15 protein-coding genes are annotated in these 18955 nt (G+C 49.6%); 10 read left to right on the top strand and 5 right to left on the bottom strand.

All coding sequences use genetic code 11. From position 1 onward, the window contains the following. The first annotated feature begins 144 nt into the window (after positions 1-144). From HOM51_09550 to HOM51_09560, 3 genes are all read left to right on the top strand, one after another. A complete protein-coding gene (locus HOM51_09550; protein MBT5034753.1) occupies positions 145-678 on the top strand; it encodes a hypothetical protein in 534 nt (177 codons plus the stop codon). Between the two features lie 91 nt (positions 679-769). After that, a complete protein-coding gene (locus tag HOM51_09555; GenBank protein ID MBT5034754.1) occupies positions 770-1783 on the top strand; it encodes a sulfotransferase in 1014 nt (337 codons plus the stop codon). Positions 1784-1790: 7 nt separating this feature from the next. Continuing rightward, positions 1791-3776: a hypothetical protein gene (locus HOM51_09560; protein ID MBT5034755.1), complete on the top strand. Its 1986-nt coding sequence runs from the start codon at positions 1791-1793 to the stop codon at positions 3774-3776. 27 nt (positions 3777-3803) lie between these two features. On the opposite strand, the gene HOM51_09565 is transcribed toward HOM51_09560, so the two are convergent. Further along, positions 3804-4718: a TauD/TfdA family dioxygenase gene (locus HOM51_09565; GenBank protein MBT5034756.1), complete on the bottom strand. Its 915-nt coding sequence runs from the start codon at positions 4716-4718 to the stop codon at positions 3804-3806. A gap of 195 nt (positions 4719-4913) precedes the next feature. Here HOM51_09565 and HOM51_09570 point away from each other — a divergent pair, with 195 nt between their 5' ends. Beyond that, positions 4914-5855, top strand: a complete 942-nt coding sequence (locus HOM51_09570; GenBank protein ID MBT5034757.1) for an alpha/beta hydrolase — start codon at positions 4914-4916, stop codon at positions 5853-5855. 5 nt (positions 5856-5860) lie between these two features. Here the strand turns inward: HOM51_09570 and HOM51_09575 are convergent, their stop codons facing one another. The 4 genes from HOM51_09575 to HOM51_09590 form a co-directional block, all read right to left on the bottom strand. Beyond that, positions 5861-6037, bottom strand: coding sequence for a hypothetical protein (locus tag HOM51_09575; GenBank protein MBT5034758.1), 177 nt, complete (start codon positions 6035-6037; stop codon positions 5861-5863). 230 nt (positions 6038-6267) lie between these two features. Further along, positions 6268-6498 carry a hypothetical protein gene (locus HOM51_09580; GenBank protein MBT5034759.1) on the bottom strand — a complete coding sequence of 77 codons (231 nt, stop codon included), beginning with the start codon at positions 6496-6498 and terminating at the stop codon, positions 6268-6270. Between the two features lie 160 nt (positions 6499-6658). Then, complete coding sequence (locus HOM51_09585; protein MBT5034760.1) at positions 6659-7387, bottom strand: response regulator; 729 nt, start codon at positions 7385-7387, stop codon at positions 6659-6661. A gap of 183 nt (positions 7388-7570) precedes the next feature. Next, positions 7571-8623 (bottom strand): Ldh family oxidoreductase, encoded by a 1053-nt coding sequence (locus tag HOM51_09590; GenBank protein ID MBT5034761.1) that lies wholly within the window; start codon positions 8621-8623, stop codon positions 7571-7573. A 308-nt stretch (positions 8624-8931) separates the two neighbouring features. Here HOM51_09590 and HOM51_09595 point away from each other — a divergent pair, with 308 nt between their 5' ends. The 6 genes from HOM51_09595 (at position 8932) to HOM51_09620 (ending at position 18925) form a co-directional block, all read left to right on the top strand. Then, positions 8932-10053, top strand: a complete 1122-nt coding sequence (locus HOM51_09595) for a 2-methylcitrate synthase (protein ID MBT5034762.1) — start codon at positions 8932-8934, stop codon at positions 10051-10053. A gap of 5 nt (positions 10054-10058) precedes the next feature. Then, positions 10059-11594, top strand: coding sequence for a methylmalonyl-CoA carboxyltransferase (locus HOM51_09600; GenBank protein MBT5034763.1), 1536 nt, complete (start codon positions 10059-10061; stop codon positions 11592-11594). A gap of 13 nt (positions 11595-11607) precedes the next feature. Then, entirely contained in the window at positions 11608-12474 is an 867-nt protein-coding gene (locus HOM51_09605) for a TauD/TfdA family dioxygenase (GenBank protein ID MBT5034764.1), read from the top strand. A 170-nt stretch (positions 12475-12644) separates the two neighbouring features. Continuing rightward, a complete protein-coding gene (locus HOM51_09610; protein MBT5034765.1) occupies positions 12645-15284 on the top strand; it encodes a PAS domain S-box protein in 2640 nt (879 codons plus the stop codon). A 316-nt stretch (positions 15285-15600) separates the two neighbouring features. Further along, entirely contained in the window at positions 15601-15906 is a 306-nt protein-coding gene (locus tag HOM51_09615) for an STAS domain-containing protein (protein ID MBT5034766.1), read from the top strand. 343 nt (positions 15907-16249) lie between these two features. Next, positions 16250-18925 (top strand): HAMP domain-containing protein, encoded by a 2676-nt coding sequence (locus HOM51_09620; protein ID MBT5034767.1) that lies wholly within the window; start codon positions 16250-16252, stop codon positions 18923-18925. The last annotated feature ends 30 nt before the right edge of the window (positions 18926-18955 follow it).

The raw sequence follows: 18955 nt of genomic DNA on the forward strand, positions 1-18955 counted from the left end.
AGTTAACAATCCGTCCACCTGACAACGATCCGTATCAACTTACATGCTTCCACCTTTCCTCAATAGGGCTAAACTTTGGCGAATAATGTCTCTAATCTCTTCATAACCTCTGTGTTGAAGAATTTTGAAGGACGGTCAGGTTTCATGCTGCAAGAATTTAACACACCCCGCGTCCGAAAGTTTGGCTGGTTGGCATCGCTCGCCTTCTTCGCCATCTGCTGGTTCTTACCGATCCTGGATAAGAATATAGGTTATGACGGTGCCGAACTCGCCCACAAAGAATTTTGGCGGTTGCTTAGTGAAGGTCGCTCCATCAAGACACCACGTGAGTTCTTCGAATTCCTCTTTATCGCCATTGGGTGGCTGGCAAATGAATTCTATGTGATCGGTATGGTGACTGTTTTCGCTTGGCCGAAACTCGCAATTCGGCTTTTTGCGTTCGCACTCGGCATTATGATTTCGTGGCACATTCCATTTCTGGAAAAGTTTCCACTTCTCATTGGCTACTGGTTCTGGGTTGCAGCTGGGGGATTAGCCCTTTGGCTGACAGCCCTTCGAGTTGCCGAAGAGAGTGGGCGTTCCATAACTCGGGTCCTCACCGAACCTGTCGGAGCAGCACTCTTTCTATTCCCGGTTATTGTTGCCAGCACGGCGGTGATTTTAGGTGGATTGAAATAGTCGTCTTATAACACACCTCCCAAAGCACGCCGCCCCCCTTGACAAGGTGCATACATATTGCATCATGCGTGCATTGTTTAAGGAGAATTTTATGGCTGGTCTTCACGAAAAACCAATATTTTTAGTTAGTTCGCCTCGGTCTGGTTCAACCCTGTTTCGCTTGATCATGGACTCCCACCCGAATATCGCGGTTCCCCCACCGGCTTGGCTGTATGATTTCTTTCAGCCTTATATTTATAGTTATGGTGACACCACGGTTCCTGAGAACCTTAAAGCAATGGCCCAGGACATGCTCGATTGTCCGACCATTCAAAGATGGGCGGAAACCTTTAGCGCCGATCAGCTTGTCGCGCGCGCGCCGGAGCCGACTTTTCCAGGTCTTTATGATGCGCTTCATCTGCTGTATGCGGAAACCAAGGGGAAGCCGCGTTGGGGTGAAAAGTCGCCTCGCAATGCGCTGTGGGTCAATGAGATTAAAAGCGATTTTTCTGGCGCGCAGTTCATTCACCTGATCCGGGATGGCCGTGACGCGGCAATGGACTTGGCAGAATCCTCGCTGTTTCCGGAGACACTTTATTCCGGGGCCAACGTTTGGCAAACCTGGGTCTCGTCCATTCGTCATTCGGCAAAAAGCCTGTCGGCGGATTCTTATCTCGAAGTTAAGTACGAAGATTTCTGCGCCGCGCCGGAAGCTCATTTACGAACTGTTTGTGATTTCATCGGCGAAGACTATTCACCGTTGATGTTGCAACACAGCGAAACGGAATCCGCCAAGCATTGGGGCAAGTCCGATACCCTGCACGCCAGAACATCGCGGCCGATTTCTACTGAGTACTGCGAGTTGTATAAGGCGCTGGATGAAAATGATCGTTCGTTAATTGAATTCCTGATTGGGGATTTGTTGGAAGACCTCGGCTATGCGCGCAGCATGCCCGAAACCACCCCGTCACCGCATCTTGTCCGTCAGTTACTGGCTGCTGATTCCATCACCTTGCTCGCCAACGCGGCCTTCAAGCCTGAACTCCGCAAGCGACGTCAGGACCGGTTGGATAAGGGCGTCTGGAAAACAGAAGACCGTGAGGGGCAAATCTGGGGCTTTGTGTGAGTCTGTTGTGGCGAAGTTAGGAAAGCATCTCTTCACCTTCGCGGTTATCGCTGACACGCACATGAACCAGTCGGAGGATTATTCGTCCTCCCCCTACCCTGCCAACGCGCTGGCCAATGCGCGGACCCGGCGGGTAATTGCGGAGCTTAATCTTCTGAAACCTGAGTTCGTTGTGCACTTGGGCGATATCGTAAACCCAGTGCCGGAGCTGCCGACCTACGCCGAAGCCGCGGGGCATTTCAAATCTCAGATTGCAAACCTGGACGCGCCCTATTTTGTCGTGCCCGGAAATCATGACGTCGGCGACAAGCCGGTATCTTGGATGCCGGCGGGCACTGTCACCGATGAATTCTTAGACATCTATCGATCCCATTTCGGTGATGATTATTTCTCGTTCGACCAGAACGGACTTCATATTATTATCTTGAACGCCTCGATCATTAACTCCGGCCTAGAGAGTGAGGAGATGCAACGCAAATGGCTGGAGGCTGACTTGGCCGTCCATGAGGACGCCAGAACGTTCATCTGTATTCATTACCCACCTTACATTTCCAACCGCGATGAAAATTCGTCCTATGACAACATCGATGAGCCAGGACGGACATGGCTTCTTGATCTGATCAAAACCTATAAGCCGGAAGCGATGTTCTGCGGCCACGTACATAATTTTTGGTATGACGTTGTTGGCGAGACTGAAATTTACCTGCTGCCCTCTACCGCCTTCGTGCGCCACGATTACAGTGAATTTTTCAAGATCGAGCCCGGCGATCAATTCGGTCGCAACGATGAACCGAAACTCGGCTATTTCAGGGTACGGGTTTACGAACACGGCCACGTGGTAGAGAACCTTCGAACCTATGGCCGCACCCTTGATGAAGGCGATAGCTTAACCGACTGGCCACCCACTGCGCCAACGGTCCAGCCAAAGGAATCCACCATTACGTCGGTTGGACTCGACATGCGCCATCCGTGGGCCGAAGAATTGGAAATTGCGCCTTCTGGGGCGGTCGATGAATTTGAGCGCAAGCGCGCCCGCAATGATTATCCCGTCTTGGCCCTGTGGGAGATGGGGGTGCGGCGGCTTCGGGTCCCGGTCCAGGACTTGGTCGACCCCCGCATTCGACGCCGCATGGAAATCCTCACACAAGCAGGACACGTGTTTCAGGTCTACTGCTATGGCGTGCCGACGGGAAAGGTGCTGGAAGCAATCACCGCACACGCGGCACTCATTCACGTTTTAGAAATTGTGATTGTTTGGGAAGACGTTGCGAAAGTGATGCCGAAAATTGCGGACCTAAAGACTGCGACGGGTGTCCCTATATATCTCTCCCGCGTCAATAGGAAGGACGCCGGGAAATTCGAAGGCGCACGGTTTAATCATCTGATCAGCCATGGCTTTGTCTTTGCTGAGTTGCAAGACCTGATGAAATTCATCAAAGAAACCAAAGGAACAGACGCCATCGACGGCTTCATGTTCAAGATCAACAACGATGTCTGCCCAATTGCTGCGGCCCGCGAAGCCATGGAAATCAATAAATTTCTCGGCCGAATTATGTGCCTCTATATCAGAACCTCGGGCTCCAGCCCTGCTGAGGCCTTTATGGACGAAGCTGAAAACACCACCCGCTTTGCTAAAGCTTTAATCGCCGCTGTCGGCACCGCTGCGGTTGAAGTCACCCTCGATACATTCGCCGATAGTGACCGCGGCTACTTCGCCCGCGCCGGTCTTGTTGATCGGCGCTACAATCCGAAACTCGGCAGCCATGTGATCAAACACCTGATGGGGTTGCTGAGTGGGGATGAGTGGGTGCTTGAGGAGGATGTTCTTAAGGGAAGCGATGGCAGGCGAGTCGTTGTCGAATTCTCAGGAGAAAGTTCGATCCCGGATAATGCAACAGATGTTGAATGGATTGATCTTGAGACCGGAAAGGTTCATCGGGAAGATCCCCCTACCATGACAGGCCCCTGTGCTATCAGTTATTTGGAATCGTAAACTGAGCATCGCTCAACTAAAGGTTCGCTACCCCTGATAAAATGGCCGCCCCTCCCCCCGCAACCAGATTCGCACCAAATGCCGACGGCGTTCAGGCTCTGGCCAATCGTGGAATTCCGTACGCCGGTGGCCGAGGCGCTTGTTGTTGACGATCTGAATTTGGCCGGGTTGGAAGACAAAGGTTTTGCCAAGGCCAGAGCGTTCTGAAATATCCATCAGCGCGTCCATGGCGGTCTGGGTGGCAGCGTCCATTTTCTGATCCATTATTTCGTAGCCTTGGCGGATGATGCGCGGAGAATAATTCGCAAAGACCACATTGCCATCGGATTCAAAAACCGGCTTTTCAGACACATCTTCGTCGCCAGGCGCGTGTTCCTTCTGGCGGTCATAAAAGAACGGTTCGAACAGCCGTGGCAGCACCTCTGGGCATTCTTCCAACAAAAGATTATAGACCGTCTCGAAACTCACCAGCCCGCTCATGCCGCCTTCGCGTGCGACTTGTAGACAAAACAACGCGACAAAGTCTGGCGGTAAGTTAAAGGCGTTGTCGATGTGATAGCCTTGCCCAGCATGGGTTTTCGATGATCGAACATCGGAGCCCGCACCCACCGTCGCCCCGGTGTCATGCACATCGTAGATCATCGTCCCGTCCCATTTTTGGGCGACCGGACGGCTGATCATCGACATCAGCAACCAATACAGCTTCTTCGCTGTCTCAGTTTCCAAGCGCTCAAGTGGTAAGCGATCGATAATGGCGAAACCAATTCCAGTGTGGATTTGAGCATGCACCTTAGCCATCGCAGCCTGACAGGACGGCATTTCAAAAAAGCTCGGGTCAAGAGCCTCTGATGGTAGTGGATTGGCCTCAAGCTCTGCCGCCACCTGATCCATTTCAGCGAGACAATTTGCATCAAGGGTGACAAGCCCATCGTTCTCCAACAAGGTCTCCGCCGACCATGTCATCGGGCTTGAAAGGGGGGTTTCTCTTATGTTTTGCATTCTTAAATGGTAAGCGCGGCACAGAAACCGGTCAAGTAAGAGTAAAAAATATCGGAGATGGCTATTGCCTTCTATCCTGCAGAGCTTACCCTCTGGCTTTGTAACTATTACGTTTTTAAATCAAACATTGCGGAGACTATGGATCAAATGGCCCAACCAACAGAACAAGATGTCAAAGGTGAAGAGCATTGGACCAAAAAGGACGGTTCGATCAACATCTTCATGTGGAACAAGTATGTCGGGAACCCTGGCGACTCTAAGGGCACCATCATCTTTGTACATGGGTCATCCATGGCGTCACAGCCGACGTTTGATTTGCACGTCGAAGGCCGCCCGTTTTCTTCCGCGATGAATTACTTCGCGCTGCAGGGCTATGATACATGGTGCGTCGATATGGAAGGCTATGGCCGTTCAGACAAAGACCGGGACGCGCAATTTTACATTCAAGACGGGGCCAATGATGTAAAGTCCGCGTGCGATTACATTTACAATCTCCGCAGCGTCAGCAAGGCCCACATGTATGGGATTTCATCCGGCGCATTGCGGGCCGCCCTGTTTGCCGAACAAAACCCAGATAAGGTGGACCGGCTGGTCATGGACGCGATGGTCTGGACCGGAAAAGGAAGCCCGACCCTGGTAGACCGTGCCAAGAAATTACCTGAATTCAAAGCCAACCGCCGTCGTCCGATTAACCTGGACTTCGTGCGCTCCATCTTCAGCCGCGACCATCCAGGATGTGCCGAAGATTCAGTGGTCGAAGCTTTCGCGGAAGCTATTTGTAAACTAGATGACTCGATCCCCAACGGCACCTACGTCGACATGTGTCAGAACTTGCCGGTGGTTGATCCTGAAAAATTGACGATGCCGTGTTTTGTGATGCGCGGCCAATGGGATGGGATTGCGTCGATGGAAGACTTATTGGAATTCTTTAACAAGATTCCCAATCCGGATAAGCAGTTCACGGTGATGGCGGGCATTTCCCACGCCAGTTTCCAGCAGAAAAATTACATGCTGGCCTATCACGTCTTGCTGGGCTTCCTAACCCAGCCTCCGTCGGTCTATCACGCCGATCTGAGTTAAAGCTGCTAATTCGCGGCCGACATCTGTATGTCAGAATGCTGCGATAGAATCGCGCATCCTTCGGCGGCACTGCTTTTGGAAAAGAAACATGAAACGACGACGTCGCCCTTCATCAGGTCCCATCCTCTAATCGATAATGAACGCTTGATGTAATATTCGTTGCGACTGTTGGCTTTGCTCATAATATATTCTCCAATCTAAATTTTGTCGACAAATCCAATGATGTCAGGATACGGAATGAATCTGTCTGGAATATGTCTAAAGTATATTTTTATATGTCTAAATGTATACGGTGAGCATCCAAAGACATAGTCAACACCGCGCACGATTTCGTATTCGCGCAGGTTATTTATTAAAATTTTTGAAGGAGAGCGGGCGTTTCAGCCCTATTGATGCCTAAACAAGAATATTTCTAAGCTCTGGCGATGGTTTTAATCTTAGCGCGGCGCTGGCTGGACCGGCGGGCGATCTCATTATCTTGTTCCATAATGGCAGAAAGGGCCAAATCTTGTATCGAGTCGCCAAACTTCTGATCGAGGAGTTCATTTGCGACCCGCCTGTTCGACGTCACCATGCCGTCTTCATAGGTGACATTAAACATCATGAACGACGAGTTCGTGCCTTTGGGTTTTTTGCGTGCCATTTTTAGGCCTCCCTCTAACCGAAACTAGGTCCCCGACAGATCCCACTGATATGCCGAGCCGACGATCACTTAATAACATGGGATGTCGTTGGCCGCAGTAAATGCAATTTTCGTACTAAAAAGTCAAGAGGCAGGCAATCTTCAATAACTTGAGTTATCACTAGGACTCCAACAATTTTTCTATGGCAGGGGTAACCCGATAATATTCATGGCTCATTTCTTGGAGTAATTCCGTAATCTCATTCAAATTTTCATTCTTTGTCGCAAATTCCGCTTTCTCTGCCATCTTAGATAATTTAACGGCACCCAAAGTTGCGCTATATGTTTTAAGCTTATGGGCCGCAGTTTCCGCAGATTTAAAATCATCAGTGTCCAAGGCAGATTGTAATTTATCCCGTAATTCAGGGATGCCCAAAAACATTTTCCGTATTACATCTATATAACCATCCGGCAATGTCTTCTTAGAACGTTGGATAATTTCGATGGCGCTGGCTGATAGTATACCTGTCTCCTCTTCCACCTGCGGGGGGGCTTCTTGTTCCGTTGAATCCGGTTCAATCGATCGCTTTTCACCGCCAACAGCCGCGACGATAACCTCCATAACATCGCCCACATTTAATGGCTTGGTTAGATAACAAAAAAAGTCCGCACTTTTGGCGAGGACTTTATCGTAAGTTGTGGCATTTGCGCTAACAGCAACCACCGGGATATGAGATGTCGCCTTGTTCTCTTTTAATTTCCGGGTTGCATCAATTCCGCTCAATCCCGGCAAATTGATATCCATAAGAACGAGGTCAGGTTGTCTCTCTGCGATAGCAGGAAGCCCCTCTTCCGCTGATCTCGCCGTTTCTAATGTAAGATTTCCGGCTCTCTTGATGATCAACTTCATCAAAGAGACATTCGCCTGATCATCTTCAATGTAAAAAATGGATGTCGTTGAAAGAATTGAGTCGGCAATTGGATTCATATCAGAAGTACAATCATTCCATAGAATAAATTTTTAACAATCATAAATATTAATTATTATCAATAAAAGAACTTAATTGATAAATTAATTAATTAATTGGTGGATTTAATTGGCTAATTCGGCCACATCTAATTTTCCTGCAACGTCGTTCAACGTCGCATAAAGCTCCTTCCCTATCGGAATTCCATTCGCCAAACGGTCCAGCCGTTTTGCTTCTGCGGCGTCACCTGGCAGCCGAACCGCCGCGACCCCTGGTAATTTTCCCGATCCCCGAATATCGCGCGCGACGGTGTCTACATTGCGCTTAAAGGTCTCCACGTCGCCGAAGGAGTCGATGGAAATCGCGGCGATGAATTGACCAATGTTGGGAGATTTCTGTGTCACATCGCGGCCCATGGCAGCGCCGTTTAGAACCCCGCCCAATAACCCCACCATCATCGCCAAGCCAAATCCTTTGTAGTCGCCGACGGGCAGCAAAAAGCCTTCTTTGGATTTAGCTGGATCGGTAAGGGGATTGCCCTCTTGGTCAACCATCCAGCCCTCGGGCATTGCTTCGCCCTGCTGAGCCTTCAATTGGACACTGCCGTTAGAGGCCACTGTGGTTGCCATATCCAATACGAGAGGCGACTCTTCTCCTCCTGGAACACCAATCGCGATTGGATTGCTGCCCAACAGGCGGTCCGTCCCACCCCACGGCGGCACCAGGTTATTTCCGCCGACGGCACCGTAGATACCGATCATATCATGGGCAAGAATCTCCCGAACCCAGATCGCGCCGGGGCCTGCAAGATTGCCGTGGTTCACCCCAACCCACGCAGCGCCCTCGGCAGATGCCTTTTTGATCGCCAAGCCCGTGGCGGTCTTCAGGGTCAAATGGCCGAACCCAGTGTCGCCATTCACCACCGCCGTGGAATTTGTTTCGGATTCGATACGAATGTTTGAATGGGTTTTTATCTTGCCGTTCCGAATTTCATCGATGTATTGGGGCAGTCGGAAAATTCCATGGGAATCAGAACCAATTTCGTCAGCCTGAATGATGTATTTAGCAATGGTTTCAGCGTCTGAACGAGACAAACCCGCAGCGACGAGAATTTCGAAGGTAAAATCCAAAAGAGATTTTGCCATAAAACGACGAGGCTGCAGATCTTGAACGATCACTCTAATCTCCTAACAGTGTGCCGCTGAGCGTCCTTCGAGACGCCGCTAACGCGGCTCCTCAGGATGAGGATATTGGGTAGGACTTTGAAAATTATATAAAATAAAATCAACCTCATCCTGAGGAGCGCTCGCTTGAGCGCGTCTCGAAGGACGCTCAGCGGCACTTTATTTCCGACTTCCCCTATTCTCCCGCTCATTCTCACTCGCCCCCCTTAACTTGACAAGTGACGGCCTAAAAGCATGATATATCGTTCATATAATCGTATTCAGGCGGCAACAATTAATCTAATAAATTGAGGAAGATTTTCATGAGCGGAGAAGTGCACAAGGGCTTGGCGGGCGTCTTGGTTGACGAGACCCGGATTTGCCAAATCAATAAAGACGAAAACCTTCTTTTTTATTATGGCTACGAGATAAAAGACCTCACCGCCAAAGCGACCTACGAAGAGGTTTCTTATTTATTGGCACATGGCGAATTACCGACGGCGGATCAGCTGAAGGGCTACAAAGAGACCCTGGCCCAAGGGCGCTACCTTTCGGATGATTTAACATCTGTATTGGAGAAAATTCCGGCAGGTTCCAACCCCATGGATGTTCTCAGGACGGGCTGCTCCATCATGGGCAGCCTGGAGCCGGAAACTGAGGATAACAATATCGTCGTTATTGGTTCCAAGCTCGCCAATCGTTTCTGTTCGATGCTGATGTATTGGCATCACTATGTTGAGTCCGGCACCCGCATTGAAACTGAAACCGGCGAAGAAACCGTGGCTGGGCACTTTCTTCACCTGCTGCATGGCGAAGAACCTGACGAGACGTTTCGCCGTGCGCTTGATGTGTCGCTGATCATCTATGCCGAGCATGATTTCAATTCATCGACCTATGCAGCGCGGATTGCAGGATCAACACTGTCAGATATTTATTCGTGCATGACGTCCGCAATCGGCACGCTACGCGGTCCCTTGCATGGCGGCGCAAATGCCAAGGTCATGACGACCCTGGAAAAATTTGAAAACCCAGATCAGGCAGAAGCATCGGTCATTGATATGATCGCCAATAAAGTCCGCCTGACCGGCTTTGGCCAACGCGCCTATGCCACCGCCGATCCTCGGAACGCGATCAATCGCAAATGGGCGAAGGACTTGTCTGATGCCGCAGGTGACACCGCACTTTATGATATTGCAGAACGCGTTGAATCCGTCATGTGGCGCGAGAAGAAGATGTTCGCCAACTTGGATTATTACACCGCCGTGATTTACAAAATGTGCGGCTTGCCGACACATATTTTCCCGACGTTGTTCTTGATTGCGCGGACCTGTGGTCTTATTGCCCACATCACAGAACAGCGTGCCTATAACCGGTTGATCCATCCGTCCTCACAGTTCATTGGCACCGAACCAAGAGACTTCCCTGCCCTTGAGGATCGAGGGTAATTCCCATGAGTTACGACGATAAAATAGACGAGCACGCAAAGCGCAGCGCCACCGCCAAAGCCATGGGCGGACCGAAGAAACTTGAACGCCGACGTAACGATAAGACCCTCAATGCGCGCGAACGGGTAGAGCGTTTAGTCGACGGCGACAGCTTTCGTGAATCCGGTTTGTTCGGCACGTCGTATATTAAAGAGATGCGAGACCAAACCCCGACCGATGGAAAGGTCTGTGGCTTTGGGGAAGTTGACGGACGGCAAGTCGGCGTTGTCGGCTATGACTTCACCGTCAAAGGATCATCGTCCAGCGCCACCAACAACAAGAAGATGGCGCACATCAAAGAGATGGGAGCCAAGCGCGGATTTCCAATTGTGTTCCTGAGTGAATCCACCGGTGTGCGCATGCCCGACATCATGGGCGAAGGCATGGGCAACACCAACGAAGGCCCGCGGTTTTTAAGAAAAAGAGAATCCCCCTGGGTGTCCGCGATCATGGGATACGCGCTGGGGTCTGCCGCATGGCATGCTTGCGCTGCTGACTTCAATGTATTTCGCAAGGGCTCCGTCTTGGCTGTCTCCAGCGAACGAATGGTATCCAAGGCATTGGGGCGCGACGTGACGGGCGAAGAACTCGGTGGCTGGAAAGTTCATGCCGACCACACAGGCTTTGCCGATGCAGTGGCCGACACAGATGAAGACGCCATCGACTTGGTGAAAAAGTTCCTGAGCTATATGCCCAGTCACCAGAACGAAGCCCCGCCCGTGCTCGCCGTGCCCGAGGGTTCAGACGATGCCGCTGAAACTATTCTAGATTTGATTCCAGAAGCCTTGTCCAAAACCTACGACGTCCGCAACGTCATCAAAGCAACCGTCGATACCGACAGCTTTTTCGAAATCAAAGCGCGCTATGCCAAAAGCCTGACCACAGGATTGGCGCGCATCGATGGACATTCCGTCGGCTTCATCGCCAACAATCCAAAGTTCAAAGGCGGCGTCATGGACGCGATGGGATGCACCAAGGCGACGAGCTTTTTGGTGCTGTGTGATTCGTACAATATCCCGGTGGTGTTTTTGCAAGATCAGCCTGGATTCCTAATCGGCCCCGAAGCCGAGAAAGAAGGCGTCATCGGTAAGGTCATCAATTGGATGAACGCGATGCTGCAAACCACCATCCCCAAGATCACAATCATCATGCGGAAAAGTTACGGTCGCGGTTTCATCAACATGGGAGCCGGTGGCACGGTCGAGGAAATTGCCGCGTGGTGGTCAGCGGATGTCAGCTTCATGGACCCCCGCTCCGCCGTTTCCATCGTGCATGGCATTGATGAAGATGATGATCCGGAACGGTTTAATCAATTGCTCGACGAACTCCGCGAACGCGGCGGCAGCGCCTATGACTTGGCCGCTGTCTACGGCGTTAAAGAAGTCATCGACCCCAGAGAGACACGCGCCTACCTGAAGTCGATGCTAAAGATTCATCGCTCAAGATTGACGGGCGGCATTGGTGAGCATAATTTAAGCAACTGGCCCACAAGTTACGTTTAGGAAAGTGCTGAACATGAGTAACAAATCAACTCTCGAAATCATCCCCTCAGGCGGCCCCTTGGGTGCTGAGATCAAAGGCGTTGATGTGAGCAAAGTTGATGCCGCCTCTTTCCCTGAAATCAGACAGGCGCTGCATGAACATCAGGTAATTTTATTTCGCGGGCAGGATATTGATGATCCACAGTTTTTAGAATTCGCGCGGTTCTTTGGCGAGATCGATCTGCCGCGCAAGACGCGGATTGATAACGACCCATGGATTCCTGAGCACCCGGAAATCATTGTTATCTCCAACCTAAAAGATGACTCCGGCAAAGAGATGGGCGCGCTTGGTGCCAGTGAAGCCTATTGGCATGCGGACATGACGTATCTGGATGACGTGCCGCTGTGTAGCCTTCTGTACGCGCTGGAAATTCCAAGCCAAGGTGGTGAGACCGGGTTTTCGAATCAGTACCTGGCGTTCGATACCCTGCCTGATGACCTCAGCGCTCGTATGCAGGGGCACGAACTGGTCCACGACCACGCGCACAATTCATCCGGCGCACTCACACCGAACTGGGAAGAACAGGATAGCCCGCTGGAAACCCCTGGCGCGCATCACCCCATCGCCGTCCACCACCACGCGACAAACCGCAAGCATCTGATGCTTGGCCGTCGTCCGCACGCTTTGATCACGGACATGGAACTAAACGACAGCGAGGCGCTGCTGGATGACCTTTGGGAACACGCCACCCAAGAAAAATTCGCCTGGCGTCACGAATGGAAAGTCGGCGACCTGCTGATCTGGGACAACTGGTCCACCATGCACCACCGCAACCCCTTCGATGACAGCCAACGCCGCATCATGCATCGCACGCAGATTAAAGGCGTTGTGCCGCATTAAGGTGAGCCAACGCTCGACCCGCTGCTCCTAACAAAATCAAAATTTATCGCACCTTGACTTTGGTCAATACGCTCTTATGCCCCATGTATATGATTGAGGAGCATAGGAAGACGGCGCGCAGGCTGTTGTTATGCGTCTAATCTTTATCGAATTTTCTTGAAAGAATGGGTATGAAAAACATACCGCAGAAAATTCAAACCTTTCAGGACCATCGAAGAATTAAACTTCTCGCATATGGTGGCAGTGCTGCGATTATTTTTCTGGTTTCGATTCTTATTGTTGTTGGAGCCTTCACCACCAATACCTTCGATAAGGTATTGGACAGTTGGACAGTCTACCAAGAAAAACCAGAGAAAAAGGGCATGCACCTGGCCCACATACTCAGACAATTCGGTTATGGTGGTTTCATTCATCACTTTAAGAATTATGTCCTTCGTTCCGAACCGAAGACGATAGAAAAAGCGCAAAAAAGTATTAATAATTTAAAGGTCGAGTTGGCGCTGCTCAAAACCACGACTCTTTCCAAAAAAGAACGTCTCGCCGTAAGTGCTATCGAGGACGTGGTTGTAGAGTACGCTATCAAAATCAATCTGGCGATAAAGCTGGTCGCGTCAGGCGCGTCTCAAACGGAAATCGACCAAGCCGTTAAAGTTGATGATCGAAAGGCACTTGCCGCATTCATTGTTCTCGAATCGACGTGGGCGAAAATGCGGGCGGTCGGGATCAAGGAAAGCACAAATACGATCCAAAGAGGTAAATCATTAATCAAAAACTCGGCGCTGATTATCCCCGTTTTATTAATATTGTGCGGGTTGATCGTTTGGCTGCTGCGTCGTTTCTGGCTCGAGGTTACGGATCGAGCGAGTTGGCTAAATTCAATTGTAAATAACACGGCGGAGGGAATTGTTTCGATCGACGACGCTGGAATAATCACAAGTATGAACCCCGCCGCCGAGGATATGTTCGGGTATGACAGCACTGAAATACTCGGACAAAACATCTCCTGTTTAATGCCGCAAGATAAACAAGCTGCTCATCAAGAGTATACTAAGAAATCGAAAATTCATTCTCCAAAAATAATAAACAAGTCCCGGGACTTAGAAGGAAAGCGTCAGGATGGAACGATCTTTCCCATAGAAATTAATGTGGCCCCCATGGAAACCGTCAAAGGAAAAATGTTTGTCGGAATCTTGCACGACATCACCGAACGTAAACAGAATGAAACTGCGCTGCAAAACAGCGAAGCTTTATCACGAACTGAACGTCTGCGGCTTCAAGATGCTGTATTCAGCTTTAGAGATGGCTTTGCTCTCTTTGATGAGGAAGACAGGCTGGTCATATGCAATGAGAAATTTCAAAACAACGATCAATTTAATATCGATCTAAAACCCGGTGTATCATTTGAAGAGTTCTTGCGATCCCGCATCAGGAACGTCCAAAGCAAGGATCATGAAGTGCGCGATGAAGCGTGGATTCAAAAACGCTTGGAGCGACACCGCAATCCAAAAGGGGTGATAGAAAGAAACTTTTCTGGGGGCCAAATTATTCAAGTCCATGAATTTAAGACCCAAAACGGCGGCACCGCCATTATTCGTATGGACGTCACCGAACTTGAGCAAGCTCAAACTAAAACTCGTGAAACGATGGGCCAACTCAATCTTATTCTCAACAGCATGGCGGAAGGCGTCGTTACGATTGATTCGGACGGCCTGATTGAATACGTCAATCCCACCGTCAACGAAATGTTTGGCTATAGCAGCGAGGAATTGATTGGAAAAAACGTCTCGAATCTCATGCCAGACCCGTATCGTTCCGAACATGATGTTCACCTGTCGAATTTCGTTAATTCCGGTGAGGAAAGAATTTTAGGAAAATATCGTGAGGTCGTTGGCAAGAAAAGCGACGGCAAGGTCTTTCCCATGGACTTAACAACCAATAAATTTATGAGCGACGGAGAAATAAAATTCGTCGGCACATTGCATGACCTAACCGACAGGAAGAAAACCGAAAACGAACTTACCCAAGCCAAGCACGAAGCCGAGAGCGCCAGCCAGGTAAAATCGGAATTCCTTGCCAACATGAGCCATGAACTGCGCACCCCAATGAATGCAATCATCGGGTTTAGTCAACTTATGCAGAACCTTCCAAAAGATAAACTAGATAAAAAGCAGGATGAATATGTAAACCATATTTTGGACAGCGGTACCCATTTGCTAAACCTGATAAACGATATACTCGACATTTCCGCAATCGAGGCGGACAAGTTAGATTTGCATGAAGACGAAGTCGTGATCACTCCCTTGATCGACCAAATCCTGACACTGATTAAAACCAAGGCAGATTTAGGAGGCATCATTTTAACGTCTGAAATCGACAAAGGCATATTTGCAATTCGCGCCGATGTCCGTCGGCTGAAACAAATCCTTATTAACATACTTTCTAACGCCGTTAAATTTACCCCTAAAGGGGGAACAGTCGATATTAAGTGTCAGTTGGAACAAAATAATCAGATCAGTTTCATGGTGTCGGACACCGGTGACGGCATGACTAAAAGTGAAATTCAGAAGGCGCTAAGGCCCTTTGAGCAAGTGGATTCGTCACTCGCCCGGAAGCATGAAGGAACGGGCCTTGGTCTACCATTGGCGAAGAAGCTCGCAGAAGCCCACAATTGTACATTTGAAATTAAGAGCACAAAAAACAAAGGCACCACGGTTACCGTTGTTTTTCCCGCTGAGCGCCTTATTAGCGAGGTGCCGACGAAAAGGGGGCCTAATTTCAGGCCTTCCAATTCAATTCATGGACAGAGTTAAGACAAATTTTTGACTGCGCTTGACCATGCACCGCACAAAAATCAAGGTCCTGGTGCAGCATTAAGTCAGCGTATCTTTTGCCAACCTGAAAAACTGACAGGCATCAGAAACAATTTTACTGGCTTCACGTTGGCATCAAAAACATATTAAATCTACCACTTGTAAGTCTGGTTTAATATTCCCAAATGGAGTTACAGGCATTCCATGAGTGCCGTGCGGACAGATTACCAGCTTCATCGATTTTAAAAATAAGGATATGAAGCACGCTAATTTCGATCAGCAAAGGTTCGGCTCAGGAGAAGCAGGGGATTAGAAAATGGAGTATTCATCGAATCAGGACGGGGCAACATGCGAATTCAATTTCCTCGGAAAGTTTTCGTTTTCTGACAATGAATCTGTCAGAAATCTCATCGAGGAGTTTAAGGACAGTGGATGCTCACAGTGTTCGGTCCAGCTCGGGCGCCTGGATGATATCGACTCCGCTGGATTAGGAATGCTCATTCTAATTCATGAAGCCATTGATGAAGATGGAAAATCAGTGGAATTTCGCGGCGCAACCGGGCAGGTTGAAAAGATGCTGGAAATATCAAAATTTGCGGAAGTCATTACGATCAAGGCCTAGCAATATTGTAATTTCTAACACACAGAACCACGTCAGGCCAAAACGTGGACAGAAAATTTATCTACAAAGCGAAAGTATCAAACGAAACCAAGCGCTTGAATTAACGAGCAACCGGTTGAATTAACGAACAATCGGACTGCGATATATGCCCTAAGACATATACATATATTACAAAATTGCATAATTTATATACAAATAGATATAAAATAACATTTGAGTGAAATATTTGTGAAACATTTACATCATACGATTTCGACCAAATAAAAATCTGATCGGACCGAAAAATTGATCGGCCAGTACAATTGATCGGCCCGTACAATTCGTCCAAATTAGGGGAAATTCAATGCAGTCCAATGCCATTCAAACTTGGTTCTCAAACTTACGAACAAAGACGAAGGTCCTTATCGGTGTTTTGTCACCCTTGGCCTTGTTGATTATTCTGGGGGCTGTCTCAGTTTCCAGCATCAACAGCATCGTCAAAACCAACGGGTGGGTTGATCATACCCGCGTCGTGCTGGCCAAAACTGCCTCTATCATTGGCTCGGCGGTCGATATGGAAACCGGTATGAGGGGTTATTTGCTGGCCGGGAAAGAAGGTTTTCTCGATCCCTATACAGGCGGCGAAAAGGCGACCTATAGTAAAATTGCGGACCTCCAAAAGACCGTTAGCGACAACCCGAAGCAAGTCGCACGCCTAAGCGAGGTCGAAAAGACCCTGAGAGCCTGGCAAAAGGACGTCACCAATCCGACCATCGACCTCCGCCGTAAAATCGGTGACGCCAAGACCATGAACGACATGGCATCTTTGGTGGGGGAAGCAAAAGGCAAAGTCTTCTTCGATAAATTCCGGGGCCAAATCGGCAAGTTTATCGGGCGTGAGGCAACTTTGTTGAACAAACGCCGCGCGGAATTCGAAACAGCACAAAAGTCCGTGGGCGAACAATTTGGAGTAATGAACAAAACGGTCGGTTGGGTTTCTCATACGCAAAAGGTTCTGGCAGCCGCGACAAGCGTCCTCGCCAATGTCGTTGATATGGAAACCGGCATGCGTGGCTATTTGCTTGCCGGTGAAGACGATTTTCTTGATCCCTACAACGGCGGCAAGAAGGGTTTCTTTGCAGAGATCAAAGCCCTGCAGAACACGGTTTCCGATAACCCGCCCCAGGTCAAACGCCTGAAAACCGTGGAAACATTGATCAATGACTGGGTAGCAAATGTCACCGAGCCCGCCATTCAGCTGCGCGGTCAGGTTAATTCCGGCACCAAAATCCATAAGGATATTGATGCCTACGTGTCACAGAAATTAGGCAAGAAATTCATCGACGGCGTGCGCAAACACATTGCCGACTTCAAAAATATCGAAGCGGGACTTATGGCCAAGCGGCAGGCGGAGTCAAAAGCCGCCGAAAGCAAAGTCGGTGCCAACCTGAAAGTCATGAAGGACAATGAAGGCTGGGTCACGCATACCTACAAAGTGATTGCGCGGGCCAATGGCATTCTTTCGTCCGCGGTGGATATGGAAACCGGCATGCGAGGTTACCTGCTGGCGGGTAAAGATGTCTTCCTTGATCCCTATAAAGGTGGTTCAAAAACGTTCTACAGTGAGATCGCGGGACTTCGTAAAACCGTCAGCGACAACCCGGCCCAAGTCAAACTGCTGAAAGAAACAGAAGGCACGATCAAAGGCTGGCAACAAAAAGTCACCGAACCAACCATCGATCTCCGACGCAAAATTGGCACCGCCAAGACCATGGACGACATGGCCGACCTGGTGGGCCAGGCGAAGGGCAAGGTCTACTTCGATGGCTTTCGCAAGCTGATGGGTGAATTCGCAGCCGAAGAATCGGGTCTAATGAATGCTCGTAAGGCGCAGAATGAAAGCACCCTTAAATCGACCTTTACTCTCATCGCGGCCTGCATCATCGGCGGCGTGGTTATCGGCATTATTCTAGCGGTTGTCATCGGCGCCGGCATCGCCAACCCGATCGGCAACATGACCACTTCCATGAAATCACTTGCCGCCGGCGATATGACCGTTGATGTACCGGGCACGGGACGTGGCGACGAAATCGGTGACATGGCGGAAGCGGTGGAGGTGTTCAAGAATAATGCCTTGGAAAGCGATAGACTTAAGGCCGATCAAGAACGGCTGAAGCAGGAGGCCGAAGAAGAAAAACGCTCGACGATGAATCAGATGGCCGATGAACTGGATCAATCGGTCGGCACGTCGGTGAAAACCATCGTCACTGGTTCCACAAATATATTTGATATTGCAACCGCAATGGGTGGAAGCATTAACAGGACCTCCAGTGGTTCGCTGGAGGTTGCAGAAGCATCCATATCAACGTCCCATGACGTTGAGTCTGCCGCAGCAGCCACCGCAGAGCTCAGCGCATCAATTCAAGAGATTAGCCGACAGGTTGCACAATCCTCTACAGTTGCAAATTCAGCAGTCCGCGAAGCAGAGGAGGTAAATACTAAAATTCAAGGCCTGAATGACGCCGCGCTAAAAATTGGTGAGGTCGTGGGTATGATCACCGATATTGCTGAACAAACCAATTTGTTGGCCCTGAATGCAACCATTGAAGCAGCCCGAGCCGGGGATGCCGGTAAAGGTTTTGCCGTCGTCGCATCGGAGGTAAAGAACCTGGCCAGCCAGACATCAAAAGCGACCGATGAAATCAGCGAACAAATTAGCAAGGTTCAATCTGAAACTCGGGAGTCGATGAACGCCATACAAAACGTTACCAATACCATCACCAATATCGATGAAATCGTCACATCAATTTCTGCAGCCGTCGAAGAACAAAGTGCGGCCACATCAGAAATTGCGCAGACGGTAGAACGGGTCGATCAGAGTGCGAAGTTGGTCGCATCCAGAATTGCCAACGTTACCCAAAAATCGGCCCAATCTTATGGTTCCGCCATTAAGGTCCTATGGGCGGCGGAAGAGCTGGATGCGCCGACCAAAAAAATGCAAGGTGACCTTACAGAGTTCCTAGAAACAGTGCGCGGCTAACTCTCACAGTTTAGAACAATCATTAGAAGC

This window comes from Rhodospirillaceae bacterium (genome assembly GCA_018660465.1).
In the GTDB taxonomy this organism is placed as follows: Bacteria; Pseudomonadota; Alphaproteobacteria; order Rhodospirillales; family JABJKH01; genus JABJKH01.